The 15,725-nt window shown below is 64.2% G+C and carries 12 protein-coding genes; 3 read left to right on the forward strand and 9 right to left on the reverse strand.

Features of this window, described 5'->3' with window-relative positions:
• Nucleotides 1-102 precede the first annotated feature (102 nt).
• Together GAK28_RS22710 and GAK28_RS22715 are read right to left on the reverse strand one after the other, a co-directional pair.
• Nucleotides 103-1,059 (reverse strand): glycoside hydrolase family 43 protein, encoded by a 957-nt coding sequence (locus GAK28_RS22710; RefSeq protein ID WP_291784719.1) that lies wholly within the window; start codon nucleotides 1,057-1,059, stop codon nucleotides 103-105.
• Nucleotides 1,060-1,195: 136 nt separating this feature from the next.
• Nucleotides 1,196-3,322, reverse strand: coding sequence for a TonB-dependent siderophore receptor (locus GAK28_RS22715; protein ID WP_291784721.1), 2,127 nt, complete (start codon nucleotides 3,320-3,322; stop codon nucleotides 1,196-1,198).
• A gap of 210 nt (nucleotides 3,323-3,532) precedes the next feature.
• On the opposite strand from GAK28_RS22715, the gene GAK28_RS22720 reads away from it, so the two are divergent.
• The 3 genes from GAK28_RS22720 to GAK28_RS22730 are packed head-to-tail and all read left to right on the forward strand — an operon-like array spanning nucleotide 3,533 to nucleotide 7,522.
• Nucleotides 3,533-5,665 carry a TonB-dependent siderophore receptor gene (locus GAK28_RS22720; RefSeq protein WP_291784723.1) on the forward strand — a complete coding sequence of 711 codons (2,133 nt, stop codon included), beginning with the start codon at nucleotides 3,533-3,535 and terminating at the stop codon, nucleotides 5,663-5,665.
• A 1-nt stretch (nucleotide 5,666) separates the two neighbouring features.
• Nucleotides 5,667-5,972 carry a DUF3649 domain-containing protein gene (locus GAK28_RS22725; protein WP_291784725.1) on the forward strand — a complete coding sequence of 102 codons (306 nt, stop codon included), beginning with the start codon at nucleotides 5,667-5,669 and terminating at the stop codon, nucleotides 5,970-5,972.
• Complete coding sequence (locus tag GAK28_RS22730; protein WP_291784727.1) at nucleotides 5,969-7,522, forward strand: PepSY-associated TM helix domain-containing protein; 1,554 nt, start codon at nucleotides 5,969-5,971, stop codon at nucleotides 7,520-7,522. The genes GAK28_RS22725 and GAK28_RS22730 overlap by 4 nt, the downstream gene beginning before the upstream one ends.
• 193 nt (nucleotides 7,523-7,715) lie before the next feature.
• Here GAK28_RS22730 and GAK28_RS22735 read toward each other — a convergent pair whose 3' ends face one another.
• From GAK28_RS22735 to GAK28_RS22765, 7 genes are all read right to left on the reverse strand, one after another.
• On the reverse strand, nucleotides 7,716-8,072 hold the full coding sequence (locus GAK28_RS22735) for a hypothetical protein (RefSeq protein ID WP_291784729.1): 357 nt from the start codon (nucleotides 8,070-8,072) through the stop codon (nucleotides 7,716-7,718).
• Nucleotides 8,073-8,119: 47 nt separating this feature from the next.
• The gene (locus tag GAK28_RS22740; RefSeq protein WP_291784731.1) at nucleotides 8,120-10,393 is read right to left on the reverse strand and encodes a CocE/NonD family hydrolase; all 2,274 of its coding nucleotides are present in this window, start codon (nucleotides 10,391-10,393) and stop codon (nucleotides 8,120-8,122) included.
• Between the two features lie 64 nt (nucleotides 10,394-10,457).
• A complete protein-coding gene (locus tag GAK28_RS22745) occupies nucleotides 10,458-11,120 on the reverse strand; it encodes a M24 family metallopeptidase (protein WP_291784733.1) in 663 nt (220 codons plus the stop codon).
• 200 nt (nucleotides 11,121-11,320) lie between these two features.
• A complete protein-coding gene (locus GAK28_RS22750) occupies nucleotides 11,321-12,850 on the reverse strand; it encodes a DHA2 family efflux MFS transporter permease subunit (RefSeq protein WP_291784735.1) in 1,530 nt (509 codons plus the stop codon).
• The gene (locus GAK28_RS22755) at nucleotides 12,847-13,911 is read right to left on the reverse strand and encodes an HlyD family secretion protein (protein WP_291784737.1); all 1,065 of its coding nucleotides are present in this window, start codon (nucleotides 13,909-13,911) and stop codon (nucleotides 12,847-12,849) included. Before GAK28_RS22755 ends, GAK28_RS22750 begins: the two co-directional genes overlap by 4 nt.
• 217 nt (nucleotides 13,912-14,128) lie before the next feature.
• Nucleotides 14,129-14,347 carry a hypothetical protein gene (locus tag GAK28_RS22760; RefSeq protein ID WP_291784739.1) on the reverse strand — a complete coding sequence of 73 codons (219 nt, stop codon included), beginning with the start codon at nucleotides 14,345-14,347 and terminating at the stop codon, nucleotides 14,129-14,131.
• Nucleotides 14,348-14,562: 215 nt separating this feature from the next.
• Entirely contained in the window at nucleotides 14,563-15,636 is a 1,074-nt protein-coding gene (locus GAK28_RS22765; protein ID WP_291784741.1) for a nitronate monooxygenase family protein, read from the reverse strand.
• Nucleotides 15,637-15,725 lie beyond the last annotated feature (89 nt).

Below are 15,725 nucleotides of genomic sequence, written 5' to 3' on the forward strand. Positions count from 1 at the left end.
CACGTCGCGATGACATTATGATAATGATCACACAATGATGCGGTGCAATGTCGTGATCGTCATGGGCGACATGACGATCACGAGACAACGCTTTTCACGCGTTCACAGCGGCTGGGGCTTCACGCCTTCGTTGGTGATCTTCACCGGGAGAATGTGTCCCTCCTTGTCGAAGACCATGCGGTCGATCGCCACCTGGCGATGATTGCCGTTCGTATCGCCGAGCGGATGTCGGTGATAGACGATGTACCAGCTGTCATCCTTGGCGACATGGAACAGCGAATGATGACCTGCGCCAGTGGCGATCGCCGGGTCCTGCTGCAGTATCTTGCCCAGGCGATGGAACGGACTGGTGGGTTTGTCCGCGATGGCGTAGGCCACGGAGTAATCGGGACCAGTCCAGCCACCCTCTGACCACATCAGGTAGTAACGACCGCCACGCTTGAACATCAGCGGGCCTTCGACGTATTTCTCCGGCGTGATCTCTTTGTAGGTGCTGCCGTCCGCGAAGGGCTGCAGCGCCGTGAAATCATCCTTGAGCTTCACGATGTTGGCGTGCTTCCACCCGCCGTAGATCATGTACCAGCTGCCGTCATCGTCGTGGAACACGAACTGGTCGATCGGCTGCGCGCCGTTCTGGAAGCTGCCGATCAAGGGCTTGCCGATGAGGTCGCGGAACGGGCCTTCCGGATGGTCCGCCACCGCCACGCCGATGCCACCCAGTTCCTTGTCGCTCTGGATATCGTTGGCGGCGAAGAAGAAGTAATAGCGCCCACCCTTCTCCACCAGCGCGGGTGCCCACATGGCTTTCTTGGCCCAGGGGACATCCTTCGCATCGAGCACGTCGGCGTGCTTGGTCCAGTGGACAAGATCGTTCGACGAGAACGCATCGAAGCGGGTCTGCTCCTCGTAGCGTTCGGAGGTGGTGGGATAGATCCAGTAGCGACCAGCGAAGACCGCCGCCTCGGGATCGGCGTACCAGCCCGGGAACACCGGATTGCCGGCATGGGCGCCAGCGGCGGTCAGCGTGAGCGCTGTCGCCAGGAAGAGCTTTCGAAGCATTGCGATCCTCCCCATGAAAGCAAGGATCGTAAACCGAATATGGCGGTGTGCCCAATCGCGGACACGGTCCGCTCCCACGCCGCTGGTAGCGACGTCACTACCGAAGGTGTGGGAGCGGACCGTGTCCGCGATGGCATCAGAACCGATACCGTGCCATACCCATCACACTGCGACGCGGGCCGTAGAAGCAATCGCCGCGTTGCAGGCAGGTGGCGGTGTAGATCTGGTTGGTGAGATTCGCGGCGTTGACCGAGAAGCGCCACGGTCCCTGGGTGTACGCCACCATCGCATCGAACAGCACCTTCTTCGGCACGCGAATAGTATGGGTCTCGTCGTAGTTCACCCCGATGTAGCGGGCACCGGCACCAAAGCTGAGGCCGTCGCTGTCGGCATCGTTGACGTGGTACACGGCCCAGGCCGAGGCCTGGTTTTCCGGAAGGCCGGCTACCGTCGTGCCGTCGCTGGGACGCGCCTTGGTCCAGGTATAGGTGCCGATCAGGTCGACATGGCTAGCCACGCGCGTCGACGCTTCCAGTTCGACGCCACGCACACGGTAGCGACCCGACTGGATCTGGAACTGCGGCTGCTCGGGATCGGGCGCGAGCCTGTTCGCCTCGCGAAGATCGAAGTACGTCGCGGTCACCAGCGTGGCGCTACCGACCGGCTGGTACTTCACGCCGGCTTCGTACTGCTTGCCGCGTTGCGGTGCGAACGGCCAGTTGTTGCGGTCCGGCTGGTCCAGCGGCTGGAACGATTCGCTGTAGCTGACATACGGGACGATGCCGTTGTCGAAACGGTACATGAGGCCATAGCGTGCGGTCGTCGCGTTGTTCACCAGGCGCTGGTCGGCCGTCGTCTGCGTGGCGCGATCATGGCGGAAACCCACGGTGCCGATCAGGTGCTCGCCCCAGTTGACCTGGTCCTGCACGTAGGCACCGGTCTGGCGCGTGCGTGAAGCCGGCAAGGCATTCAAGGTGGGATCGAGCGAGAAACGACCGTAGGTCGGCGTGAACAGGTCGAACGGCACGTCGATCAGCAGACCGGACTGCGAGCTGTCGATCTGCTTCGTGTTGGTGCGCGAATAGCCCAGGTCGAGACCGACGATCACGCGATGATGCGTCGGGCCCGCGTCGAAATCCGCCTCGGCGTGCGTGTCCGAGGTCAATCGGCGGTAGTTGCTCCTGGTGGCCCAGACATTGCGGCCCACGGTGCGCTCGTTCGCGTCCAGGAACGGATAGGCCGGATTGCCGTACACGTTCGGGTAGATCGAACGGTAATCCACGTCATCGTGCGAGAACCGCGTGTTCTGCACGATCTTCCAGGTGTCGTTGAAGCGATGCTCGAAGAACGACGAGATCGAGCGCTGGTTCGTATCGTAGCGGTCGAAATCCGGCTCGCTGGTGAAGCGGTTGGTGCGGATGCGACCGTTCGGGTTGGGGTAGATCGTTCCCGCGTGCGGTACGAAGTTCAGCGTGCTGCCGTTGCGGTCGAACTGGAGATTGGCCAGCAACGTCCAGCGCGTGCTGTCGTCCGGCATCCAGGTGATCGACGGCGAGATCGCCTTGCGGTCGTCCGGCACATAGTCGATTTGCGAATCCGAATCGCGATAGACGCCGATGAGGCGATACGCCCAATGCCCGGCCGTATCCAGCGGACCGGTGAAATCGAACGCGAGCTGCTTGCGCGCGTTGTTGCCCAGCTGCGCCACCACTTCGTGCGATGCGGTGAACTGCGGACGCTTGGAGGCCAGCGCAATCAGGCCACCCGTGGTGCCCTGCCCGTACAGCACCGACGACGGACCGCGCACGATCTCCAGGTGATCGATGAAGTACGGCTCGGTGCGGGCGTAGGTGCCGCCGAACGACTGGCGCAGGCCATCGAGGTATTGCACGAAGGACGTGCCACGCAGCATCGCATCGTCGCCACGGCTGTCCACGCCGTAGGAGTCGGAGCGAACACCGGCCGAATAGCGCAACGCGTCCTGCACGGTGAGCACGCCCTGGTCGAGCATCTGCGCGGCGGAAACCACCGAGATGGCCTGCGGCGTCTCGATCAGCGGGGTGTCGGTCTTGGTCGCGCTGGCGGCGTTGGAGCTGGCATAGCCGTCGTCCAGGCGGGTGCTGCTCACGGCCACCGGGGCCAGCTGAACCAGCTTGTCCTCGTGTTTCTTTGTCTCGCCGTCCGGGACGGTCTGTGCCTGCAAGGCAAACGGAACCAGGGCCCCCGCGATCAGCAGGGCCAGCGAATTTTTACGCAGAATCATGGACTTTCCCGGGGCGGGCCACGAAACCCTTCTACCCGTGGCCGGCTACAATTGCGAATGAATCGCATTACATGATGCCTAATTCGCCCGTTTCGTGCAATATTGCGAACGAATCGCATTTGCGTACACTCCTTGCGCTTTCAACTTTCGCGCTTTCGCCATCCCGCCCCTTACGGGTAGCCAGCCGCGCCTCACGCTCAGGGCCTACCCATGTCGATCCATCCCACCACCCCGCGACCGCGGGTCCGACGCGTCGCGCCACTCGCCGCCTGCCTGCTGGCCGCCCTCCCCTTGGGTACCCGCGCCGAGGACAGCGACGCCACGAAGAAGAACCGCACCGATCTGGAAAAGGTGGCCGTCACGGCACATCTGCTCGACGAAGCCACCACGGGAACCAAGATCGAGCTGCCCGTGTTGCAGACCGCCCAGGCGATCTCCGTGGTGCCGCGCGAGCTGATCCAGGAACAGGGCGCGCTACGCATCGGCGAGGCCTTGCGCAACGTGGCCGGCGTATCGCGCAGCGATGTCTATGGGTTCTTCGACGGCTTCAATATCCGCGGTTTCGATGCGTCCTCCGGGGCCACCTATCTCGACGGCCTGCGCACCTCGGACACCATGGCGACCTCAGAGCTATCCGGGCTAGAGCGACTGGAAGTAGTGAAGGGCCCAGCATCCGGGCTGTATGGCCAGGGCCCGTTGTCCGGCCTGGTCAACATGGTGAGCAAGCGTCCGACGGCCCAGCGCTTCGCCACGCTGGACCTCGGCCTCGGCACGGACGCCTACCGCGAGGCGCGCCTGGACGCCAATACGCCGCTGGATGCCGCCGGCCACTGGCTGGGCCGGGCGAACCTGGTCTGGCGCGACCAGGACTTCTTCGTGGACAGCTCCGGTGCCCGCCGCACCTACCTGGCGCCGTCACTGTCGTGGAAGCCCGACGCCGACACTACGCTGACCCTGCTCGGCACCTGGCAACACGACCGCCTGCGGCCCTGGTCACCCACCGTCGCCTACGGTTCGATCCTGTACAACCCAAACGGCCGCATACCGCGACACCGGGCCATCAACGACCGCGACTATCCCGCCACCCAGATGCGTGACCTGCGCATGGGCGGATGGATGTTCGACCATCGCTTCAACGATGTCTTCGCCATCCACCAGGGCGTGCGCTACGAGGATTTCCACAATACGTGGGACCACTGGCTATTCGCCAGCGGCATTCGCGACGACATGCGCACGGTGGATCGTTTCTACTACGGCCCGTACGACGAACATGGCCACAACCTGCGCGTGGATACGAGCCTGTCGGCGGATTTCGCCACGGGCGAGTTGCGCCATCTGGTGCTCGCCGGCCTCGACTACGGTCACCGCCAGTCCACCAACACCAACAATTTCGACTTCGGTCCGTATCCTTACGACATCTACGCACCACAGTACGGCATCGTACCCGCGCCACGCGTCCTGGCGGTCACGCGCTCGCTCACCGATTCACGACAGAGCGGCCTCTACCTGCAGGACCACCTGCAATGGGGCGATCACTGGACGATGACGCTGGGCGGACGCTTCGACCGCGCCCGCGACGGACATGGCGCGACGCAGGTAAAGACCAGCGCCTTCAGCCCCAGGGCCGGCGTTACCTATGCGCTGTCCGATGGCGCGGCGCTGTATGCCAACTGGTCGAAGTCGTTCAATCCGCAAGGCAACTACCAGCGATTCGATGGCGGCAACCTGCCGCCCGAACGGGGCGAGGACATCGAGGCGGGCATCAAGCTCGCGCGACCGGATGGCAGCCTGCGCGGCATGTTCACCGTGTTCCAGCTCACCCGCCAGAACATGGCCACCGAGGATTTCCTGCATCCGAACTTCTACGTGGTCACCGGCGAACAACGCAGCCGCGGCGTCGAGGCGGAACTGGCCTGGCAGCCGGTGGAGGCCTTCACCTTCTCCGCCGCCTACGCATACACCCAGGCAAAAATCACCCACGACAACACGCTACCCGTAGGTGCGCGGCTGGCCGGCATTCCCCGCCACAACCTCAACCTATGGGGGCGCTACACCGTTCAGGGCGGCGTGTTGGCGGGCTTTGGCGCGGGACTGGGACTGAACTACCAGAGCGAACGTCTTGCCTCGAACTATGAGCCGCTCGATCCGGTCTACGGTCGTCCCTTCGTCATGAAAGCCTATGTGCTGGTGGATGCCGCGCTTTACTACGACGACGGTCCGTGGAGCGTTCGCCTCAACCTCAAGAACGCCTTCGACCGGCGTTACTTCGTCACCACATCGAGCAGCCGTACCAACTGGGGTACGCCGCGCAGCCTGATGCTCAACCTCGAGCGACGTTTCTGACATGGGCAAGCGCGACACCTCTTTCGACTCACGGTACGCGATGCAGGTCGCGGCCCGCGCCGCCGCTGCCATCTTCGGCGGCTACGCGTTGGCTGCGATGACGACGGCGGCACTCGCCCGCTGGCTGCCCCTGTCGCGCGTCGAGGCGGTGATGACGGCGATGCTGTCCTCGTTCGCGATCTACGCGACGGTGGCGATCGTCGCCTTCGCGGTATCGCGATGGTGGCGGATCTGGCTTTACCTGGCGATCGTCGGCGTGCCGCTGGGACTGGCACTGGCTTTCATCGGCCGGAGGGTGGCGTCGTGAAGGGAGGACTCCGTCAATCGATGGCATGGCTGCATACCTGGACCGGCCTGCTGGTCGGCTGGCTGCTGTTGGCGATCTTCATGACCGGCACCAGCGCCTACTTCCAGGACGAGATCACGCGCTGGATGCAGCCGGAGATCCATGGCGAACGCGATCCGGTCGCAGCGGCCGAGGGCATCGTCGCCCGGCTGGGCGAACACGAACCGGGTGCCGCCAGCTGGTCGATGATGCTGCCGGGCAAGCGCGCCATCGCCACCACCGCGTACTGGCAGGACGCCGACAGCGGACGCGGTAGCTGGCGCGACAACAGCTTCACGGTCGATGGCACGGGACATCGGGTGGAAGCGCGCGGGACGCTCGGCGGGTTCTTCCTGTACCGCATGCATTTCGACCTGCATTACCTGCCCGTGATGTGGGCGCGCTGGATTGTCGGCTTCTGCGCGATGTTCATGCTGGTGGCGATCATCAGCGGCGTGATCACGCACAAGAAGATCTTCACCGACTTCTTCACTCTGCGTCTGGGCAAGGGGCAGCGCTCGTGGCTCGACGCGCACAATCTCTCCGCCGTGCTGGCCCTGCCGTTCCACGCCATGATCACCTATACGGGGTTGGTTACCCTGGCATCGATGTACATGCCCTGGGGTGTGGCGGCGGTGTACAAGGATCGCGCGGAATACTTCGCCGACGCGTTCGGCATCGAGACGACGCCGGAACGTTCGGGCGTCGCCGCGTCGATGGCCCCCATCGGCGAGATGATCCGCAAGGCGCGCGAACAATGGCACGGTGCGGACCCGGGCTATATCGATATCTCCATCCCCGGTGATGCGAACGCGACCGTGCGCATGATGCGCGGCGGCGGGGAGGCCATGGGCGCCCGAGGGCAGACGCTGATCTTCGACGCCGCCACCGGTCACCTGCATACACCGCCGGCCGAGAAGGGTGCGGCCTTCGAGACCGAGAGCGTCATGGTCGGCCTGCATGCGGGACGCTACGCACCGATCGCGCTTCGCTGGTTCTACTTCCTCTGCGGACTGGGTGGCACCGCGATGGTGGCGACGGGCCTGGTGCTGTGGACCTCGAAACGACGCCTGCAACTGCCCGACCCCGAACGCCCGCATATCGGATTCCGCCTGGTCGAACGCCTGAACATCGCGACGATCGCCGGCCTGCCCGTGGGTATCGCCACGCATTTCCTCGCCAATCGGCTGCTGCCGTCGACCATGGCGGATCGCGCGGATTGGGAGGTGCACTGCCTGTTCATCGCCTGGGGCGCCGTGCTGCTCTACGGTTGCCTGCGCAGGGTGCGGCGCGCCTGGGTTGAGACCCTGACGCTCGCCGCCGCGGCCTTCCTTGCGGTACCCATCGTCAATGCGATCACCACGGATCGTGGACTGTGGTCGAGCCTTCGCGAGGGCGATCTCGTCTTCGTCGGGTTCGACCTGGCGATGCTCGCTCTGTCGGCGACGTTCGGTTACATCGCCTGGAAGGTGCACAGGCGTCCTGCCGTGCCCGTGCGCAAGCCACGCGCCAGCCGGGAGGTCGCCGCATGATCGGGTTGTCCATCCTGTTCGGGCTGGCGGGTTTTGCGGCGCTTTGCCTGGCGATGTCACGGCATCAGCGCGACCTGCTCGGCCGCACTCTGTCACCGGCTGTGTCGCGAACGGCCAGGGTCATCGGCTGGGTCGCGCTGGTGGCATCAGCGGCCTGCGCGATGCGTGCCGAGGGTGCGGCGTTGGGCGCGGTCTATGCCTTCGGTATCGACACGATGTGTGCGGCGATCGTTGCGCTGGGCGTCACGTACAGGTCGCGCTGAGGTAGGCTGCCCGTTTCCCTACCCGTCCACGTGCTTTCCAGCTGATGGAGCCGTGTGACCGCCAGCGCACGCTGCACGTCGTGGACCAGGTCACCGAAGGTGTCGCTATCGTCACGCCACCAGCCACTCCTGAGGTTGTAGGCCGATTCGATGGCGAACCCGAGCTCGGCCTCCGTCAGCGCATACATACCAAGGTCGCACGTCAGCGACGCGTACTCGACCACTCGCGATTCGGACACGCCAAGCACATCGGCGACCAACGTGCGCAATACCCTGTCGACCATCACCGTTCGCCTCCTTGTCCCCAGTGTCCGCATCCTAGCGACGGCGACGCTCAGTGGCTGTAGGAACCGATAGGCAGATCCAGGAAGCTTCCAGGCAAGAATTTGATCTCCAAGGGATTTCCAGCGTTTTCGACAGTCTCGCCGCTGACGTCGCCCCCGGTGCCCATGTTTACCTGCTGGCCCGATCCCTTGACCACCGCCACGGTCATCACGAGCCGGCTGCCGGGCTCGAAACGACGGCTCGTGGTGCGACCGTTGGTGAAGTCCAGCGAGACCGGTTTGCCTGGCGTCAGCAGCTTCCGCTGCGAACGATCGCCGATGTAGCTGGCCCGGGCCTCGTACCACGACAGTTGGAAGTAACTGCCGTCGACCTTCTTTTCGTACAACGTGATCATCACGTCGAAGTCGCGCTTGTTGGTCACCACGTCCAGGTGGCCGGAGAACAATCCGCTCAGTTCACTACCGTCGGCGAGCGGCTCGCTGGTAAAGACCAGCGCGTTGCTGTCATCGAACGGAGGCGATGGCGTGTCCGGCGCAGGAAGATCGTCGCGCTTGCCGAGATCCACGGTGAGTACGCTTGGCTCGTCGCCCTTGACCGGCGCCAGCGTGTTTCCACCGGTGCCGTGCGAGAGATAGAGACGACGATGACCTGGCGCCATCGCGGCCAGGGTCGGGGCATGCTTCCAGGCGTTCGCGCCCATCACCTCGTAGTTGATCCGATCAACGAGCAGCGCGGGTTTCGGCGCGCCACGGAACACGTAATCGAACCACTGGTAGCGAATGACACGCCCGATGTCCTGCTTCGCGACCTCGTCGATGCGGTAACCATCCACCACGGGACGTGCGCTGCGTTGTGCGCCGATATGGTCCCAAGGACCGATCAGCAGGTAGTGTTCCGCGCGAGGTGCGTAGCGATAGTGCTGGGTGAGGTAGTACAGCGCACCGATCTGGCCACCATCGAAATAGCCAGTCGTGGTGAGTACCGGGATGTCGATGTTGGCGAAGTCCTCCTTGTACGGAATCATCGCCTGCCAATAGGCGTCGTAGGAGGGGTGGTCCAGCCAGCGCCGAAACACGGGGTTCGGCCGACCGTCCACCACATCGAGGTCGCGATACGCCTTGCCGCTCTCGTACCAGCGCCGGTACAGGCCATGCCAATGGGCGCTGTCGTCGTAGGCCGTTTGCGCCAGCGACTTCGAGTCCGTCACGTACGGCACCCACGAATAGACGAAGCTCAGGAAGACGTTTCCTTCCATCGGCACGTCGACACCCGGTGCCGCCGTCACCGACGGCATCAGCGCACGTAGCGCCTTCGGCCGATGCTTGGCGGCGGCCCACTGGGTGAATCCGTTATAGCTGCCGCCATACATGCCCACGCGGCCGTCGCTCCAGGGTTGCTTCGCGATCCACTCGATCACCGCATCCGCATCGGCGCCGTCGTGCTCGTACGGTACCGGCTGATCGGGACTGAGGCCCTTGCCGCGCGTGTAGCCCACCACGGCGGCATAGCCGTGCGCGGCGGTGAGGCGAAGCTCCAGTTCGGACCAGGCGGGGTTGGCGTAGATCGTGAAACCGAACAGCGTCGGCAACGGTTTGTCGTGCTTCTTCGGCAGCATCGTCAGAACCGTGATCTGCGCGCCATCTGGCGTCCGCACCAGCATCGGCGCATGGACCTCATAGCGACGCGCGTCGTCTTCGGCCACCAGCTTGTCGGTATACGGGCGGAACGCCGTGTATGCCTCGGCCATGAGGTAGGCCTTCACCAGCGCGATCGCCTTGTCGGTGTCGATGCGGTCCTTGCCGACCTGGGCCTTGAGCGCTTCGCCGAAGTCGTGACGCAGGGCGACCGGCTGCCAGGTGTAGGGATCGTTGTCGGTGCCGAAGCTGGCCATCACCTGGGACGAGAGGATGTCATCGAGCGGCGGGACAATCTCGTGGAAGGCCTTCGCATAGGCGTCGCCGAAAGAGAGGGTTCCCTTGGCGGCGAGCTGGCGTGCCCGTACATAAAGCTGCCAGCGGACCACCCCGGCCGCGTCGAGCGGACGCGGTCCGTGCTGACGCAGCGGGAGCAGTTCGGCGAGGCTCTTCAGGGCATCGTCGTAGCGGCCGGCCACCATCTGCAACTGGGCGAACGTGTCCAGGTAGGTGGCCCGGTCCGCGTCACGGTATCGAGGGATAAGGTCACCGGCCAGCTTACGCAGGGCTTCGCCGCTGTCCGTGCCATGGGGCACGCTCCAGGGCAGCGGATCGTCCACCGCCCATGCCGGCAGGGCAGGAAACACCAGACCGAACATAATGCCCAGGCACAACAGTCCCTTACGCATGGATCGCTTCCGACGGAACGGGAGCGCCGATCCTGCCAGCGCCCTCGCGGGGTCGCCAGTGCCGTCAGTCGCGAACGAGCAAGTCCTCGTAGAACGCACCGATGGGGCGCTGAGGATGAGCGATCTGAATCTCGAGGATCCACAGCCCGGGCACCGGCACCGCATCGTGGTCGCCGAGCGACCCCGCCTTGTGCACGGCATGGGGAAAGTCACCCACGCGATGGCCCTTGATCTCGTGGTTGAGGCGCCAGCCCATCGCCTCGGCCTCCTGACGTGCGTGCTCGTACAAGGCCACGCCGTCGATGCCTTCGCGCCAACGGGCAGCGGATCGCTCGAAGAGTTCGCGGGCCGCGGCCGCGCAGTCGTGCATGTCCTTGTCGTCGCCCACGACGAAGGTGTCGCCGACGTCGCCTTCGTGGCCGTCGAAGACCGGCCCCAGGTCGATGAAGAAGATGTCGTTCTCCGCCAGGACGGCGCCCGGTTCGGAACGCTGACGGAAGGTCTTCAGGGTATTGGGACCGAAGCGGACGATGCTCGGATGCCAGATGCGCTGCATGCCTGCCGCCTGGAGCCGTTCGCCCGCCATTGCGGCGGCATCGACCTCGGCCATGCCCGGCTCGATGCGCGAGGCGATGTCGCGCAAGGCGCCCCAGGCTTTCTCACGCGCCTGAAGCATGCGGTCATACGAATAGGAGGTGCCTACGTTCTCGGCGGTGGCGACGACCATGGGGCGGATCCTTGGGTAGCGAGGACACCCATTATCCGCCGCCACTGATGACGGCGCGACAACCGATTGCCTCGCGCTGGGTTCCAGCGTGCGCTGGAACGACGGACTACCCGCCTCGTCGTTCCTGTGAAAACAGGAACCCAGCGCCCCGGTTCGCCAGCATCGCGAGGGCGCGGCATCGGCTTTGCGCGGTCGGACGACTAGTGCGCGTCGGCCGATGGCGCCAACGGTGGTCGGACCTTCCGCATCAACGGCACCATCAACGTCGCAACGAGCAGGCACAGCGCAATGCAACGGAATGCGTCGGCGTACGTCAGCGTCTGTGCTTCGCGATATGTGATCTGCCAGAGAAGACGCAAGGCCTGCTGGGGATCGGGAACCTGCGCGAGAAAGTTGTTCATGGCTTCATTCGCGGGATTCAGGTGCTCGGCCATCCGCAGGAAATGCAGGTTGGTGCGATCATTGAGGATCGTCGCGCAAGCGGCAATGCCAATCGCGCCGCCGAGGTTGCGCATCAGGTTGAACAAACCAGAGGCCTGGCGTAGCCGCGCCGGCGGCAGGCCACCGAGCGTCAGGGTCACCACCGGCGGGACAGCCAGCTGCTGCGCGATGCCGCGCAACGCCTGCGGGAACATGAGCTCGCGCGAACTCCAGTCATGCGTGATCGGCGTGAACTCGAACATCGAAAGCGCGAACAGGCCAAGCCCCAGCATCAATAGCCAGCGCAGGTCCACGCGATTGGCGAGCATGGCGTAGAAGGGAATGGTCAGGATCTGGAACACGCCGGTGGAAAACACCGCCTTGCCGATCTGCAAGGCGCTATAGCCTTCGACACGACCGAGGAAAAGGGGTGTCAGGTAGATCGTGGCGAAGAGCCCCACGCCTGTCATGAATGAAAAGAAGCACCCCAGGGCGAAGTTGCGATCGCGCAACGCGCGCAGGTCCACCACGGGATGGGCCGCCGTCAGTCCACGCCAAACGAACAGGACACCCGCGATCGCGCTCGTCCATGCCGTCGTGCGGATCGTCGGATCCTCCATCCAGTTCCAGCGAGGCCCTTCTTCCAGCGTGTATTCCAGACAAGCCAGGAAAACCGCGATCAGCGCGATGCCGAGCCAGTCGCCGACCTTCAGCAACGAGAGATCGGGTTCGTCGATCTTCACGAACATCGGCACCGCCACCGCGACGAAGGTGCCGGGTAGCAGGTTGATGAGAAACAGCCAGTGCCAGGAATAGCTGTCGGTGATCCATCCACCCAGCGTCGGGCCGAACGTCGGCGCCAGCGAGGCCAGCGCACCGATCGTCGCCGCGGCCACCACGCGATTCTTCCCTTCGAAGAACACGAAGGCCGTGGTGAAGACCAGCGGGATCATCGAGCCACCGAGAAATCCCTGTGCCGCGCGGAACCAGATCATGCTCTGGATATCCCAGGCCAAGCCACACAGCAGGCTGGTCACCGTGAAACCCGCCGCCGACGCGGCGAACAGCCAACGTGTCGAGAACACGCGGCTCAGCCAACCGGACAACGGGATCACCACGATCTCGGCGATGAGGTAACTGGTCTGCACCCAGGCGGTATCGTCCGCTCCCGCCGAAAGGCCGCCGCCGATGTCGCGCAGGGATGCCGAGACGATCTGGATATCCAGCAATGCGATGAACATGCCCAGGCACATCGTGGCAAAGGCGAAGATCTTTTGTCCCGGCGAGAGATCCGCGACGGACGTGGTCATGAGCGCGTATCGATCCGCGCCGTGACGGACAACCCGGGGCGCAGCAGACCCAGCACGCCGTCTTCGCCATCGAGCGTGACCCTGACCGGCACACGCTGGACGATCTTCGTGAAGTTGCCCGTCGCGTTCTCGGGTGGCAACACACTGAACTGCGCGCCGGTCGCTGGCGCCAGGCTCGCCAGGTGGCCCCGGAATACCCGGCCGGGAAGGATATCCGCGCGGATGTCGACTGCCTGCCCCACCTTCATCCGCGACAACTGGTCTTCCTTGAAATTGGCATCTACCCAAAGGCCACGTGCCGGCACCACCACGAGCATCTGGCTACCCGCCGTCACATAGCTGCCCACCCGCGCCCGGCGGTTGCCGATCACGCCATCCACCGGGGCGCGCAGCTCCGTGTACGACAGGTTGAGTCTTGCCTGTTCTGCATCGGCATGGGCCTGCGCGAGTGCGGCGCGTACCTGGGCACGCTGCGAATCGATGACATCGATCTGCCGCTCGGCTTCGTTTACGACTGCGGTCGCGCGATCGGTCGCCGCGCGCGCCGTCTGGAAATCGGCGCGGGCACGCTGAGCGCTTTCCTGGGACACGGCACCGTGGCCCACCAGTTGGCGATAGCGTTCGTCGTCCAGCTTCGAACGCAAGGCTTCGGCCTGCGCGCCACTGACACCGGCCCTCGCCTGCGCGATGACGCTTTGCTGCAGGCGCTCCATGGCATCGAGGTGGGCCAGCGAGGCCTCTTGTGCGGCGACGGCGGCCACGGCCTTGTCCAGCGCGGCACGGTAATCGCGATCATCGATCTTCACCAGCAGGTCGCCCCGATGCACGTGCTGGTTATCGGTGACGGCGAGCTGCTGCACGTAGCCCGCCACCTTGGAGCCGATGACCGTGATATCACCGCCGACATAGGCGTCGTCGGTGTCTTCGACGAACCGACCGTGACTCCACCACCATGCCACGTAACCCAGTACGGCCAACAGCAGCAAGAACATCACGCCGATTCTGATCGGCTTCCGGCGGCCTGGGGTGACGGGGGCGACGGCTTCGGAAGTAGCGGACACGACGTGATCCATCGATTAAATGATGTATATACTTTTACTCATTATGTATGTCATTTCAATATCCAATCATCCACCGTGAAATAAACAGGATGTCGAGTGCCTTGGTAGGAGCGCGCTTGCGCGCGATGGGTGTCTCGGCAACCCCGGATCGCGCGCAAACGCGCTCCTACAGAGGCTTTGCCATGAAGAAAGCCGCCTTTCGGCGGCTTCCAGAGGCTCAGTCTTCGTTGTTTTTCAACGGCATGCCTGACGCCACCGGCTGGCCGCCGTGGGCGACGCAGTTGTCGTAGTCGTCTTGACACTTGTCCTGATGACCAGGCGCGCAGTTCTGCAGGATGAGATAGCACGCGCGGGCGGCGTGGGCCGGCGGCGCGTAGCTGACGGAGGACAGGGCACCGATCACGGCGACGGCCGCTGCGGAAACGAATGCTTTCATGACGTACTCCCTTGGTTGGGTGTTGCGTGAAAGTGCTTCGACTTGGGCACAGGGACGCGTGACCGGGTGCGACGCACCTGGCCTGTCCAACGACATGCTTCCCCGTGGTCCGCGCTCCCCTTGCATCGGCGGACACCGCACACTGCCACGATCCTGCCTTACATCTCAACCGACATTCCATGTGGTGATTGGCCTACACAAAATCGGAAAATTAATTACAAACCAAGGACTTGCACCGTTCTCTCGATCATCCGTCGCGCCGTAGCGGTCGCCGACTCCTCTTTCGCGTAGATCCCCGCCTGACCCGACCACAGCGGCTGGAAATCGCCGTTGCCCTGCGGTTCGGTCGCCGCGCGCAACGGCGACAGCGGACCACCGGCCAGGGGAAACGGCAATGCATCCGATGACAACGGGCCCACTTCGCGCATGACGCGATTGATGACCCCGCGAGCAGGGCGTCCCGTCAACACGTTGGTCACCGTCGTATTGTCGTCGCGTGCGTTACGCAGCGCGGCGCGATGCACCGGCACGCTCAGCGACTCGTCGCAGAGCAGGAACGCGGTCCCCACTTGCACGGCAGATGCGCCGAGACACAGCGCGGCGGCCATCCCGCGACCGTCACCGATGCCGCCGGCGGCAATGACCGGCACATCCAGCGCGTCGACGAGCTGGGGCACCAGGGCCATGGTGGTGGGCTGAGTCGCCATGTCGTCGGTGAGGAAGTTGCCGCGATGACCGCCGGCTTCGTATCCCTGGGCGATCACGGCATCGCAGCCATGTTCCCGAAGATAGCGACCTTCCTTTACCGTGGTAGCGCAGCCGAGCACCTTCGCGCCCGTGGCCTTCACGCGTCGAAGCAAGGTCTCGTCGGGCAGGCCGAAGTGGAAGCTCACCACCTCGGGACGCAGTCGTTCCACCATCGCGCACATGGCGTCGTCGAACGGTGCGCGACCACCGGCCGCCGGCAACGAATGAGGATCCACGCCGTACTCGTCGAAATACGGTGCCAGTCGCGATAGCCATCGATTCAGCGCTTCATCGGTCGCCTTGATGGGCGTATGCGCGAAGAAGTTGAGATTGAGGGGCGCATTGATCGCCGAACGGAAGGTCTCGACCTCGGCCGTGGCTTTTTCCACTGTGATGGACGAACACGGAATCGAACCCAGGCCACCCGCCCGGGCGACGGCGATCGCGAGGCTGGCGAGCCCCGATCCCGCCATGGGTGCCAGCAGGATCGGCTGGGAGATATGAAGCAAGTCGAGCACGCGACGGTCCGGCCAGGCGGTCATGGCAACTCCCATTCTTTATCGGTGGACGCAGGCATGGGGATGCGCTGCGCGACTTTGTCGAAGTATACGCCCGTCGTTCCACCCTTGAT

Source organism: Luteibacter sp. (assembly GCF_009912395.1).
Taxonomy (GTDB): domain Bacteria; phylum Pseudomonadota; class Gammaproteobacteria; order Xanthomonadales; family Rhodanobacteraceae; genus Luteibacter.

Bases quoted from the DNA above. Each gene is read 5' to 3' on its own strand.
- GAK28_RS22720 (WP_291784723.1), top strand. From the start codon at position 3,533: ATGTCGATCCATCCCACCACCCCGCGACCGCGGGTCCGACGCGTCGCG.
- GAK28_RS22710 (WP_291784719.1), bottom strand. From the start codon at position 1,059: ATGCTTCGAAAGCTCTTCCTGGCGACAGCGCTCACGCTGACCGCCGCT.
- GAK28_RS22740 (WP_291784731.1), bottom strand. From the start codon at position 10,393: ATGCGTAAGGGACTGTTGTGCCTGGGCATTATGTTCGGTCTGGTGTTT.
- GAK28_RS22745 (WP_291784733.1), bottom strand. From the start codon at position 11,120: ATGGTCGTCGCCACCGCCGAGAACGTAGGCACCTCCTATTCGTATGAC.
- GAK28_RS22725 (WP_291784725.1), top strand. From the start codon at position 5,667: ATGGGCAAGCGCGACACCTCTTTCGACTCACGGTACGCGATGCAGGTC.
- GAK28_RS22750 (WP_291784735.1), bottom strand. From the start codon at position 12,850: ATGACCACGTCCGTCGCGGATCTCTCGCCGGGACAAAAGATCTTCGCC.
- GAK28_RS22760 (WP_291784739.1), bottom strand. From the start codon at position 14,347: ATGAAAGCATTCGTTTCCGCAGCGGCCGTCGCCGTGATCGGTGCCCTG.
- GAK28_RS22765 (WP_291784741.1), bottom strand. From the start codon at position 15,636: ATGACCGCCTGGCCGGACCGTCGCGTGCTCGACTTGCTTCATATCTCC.
- GAK28_RS22715 (WP_291784721.1), bottom strand. From the start codon at position 3,322: ATGATTCTGCGTAAAAATTCGCTGGCCCTGCTGATCGCGGGGGCCCTG.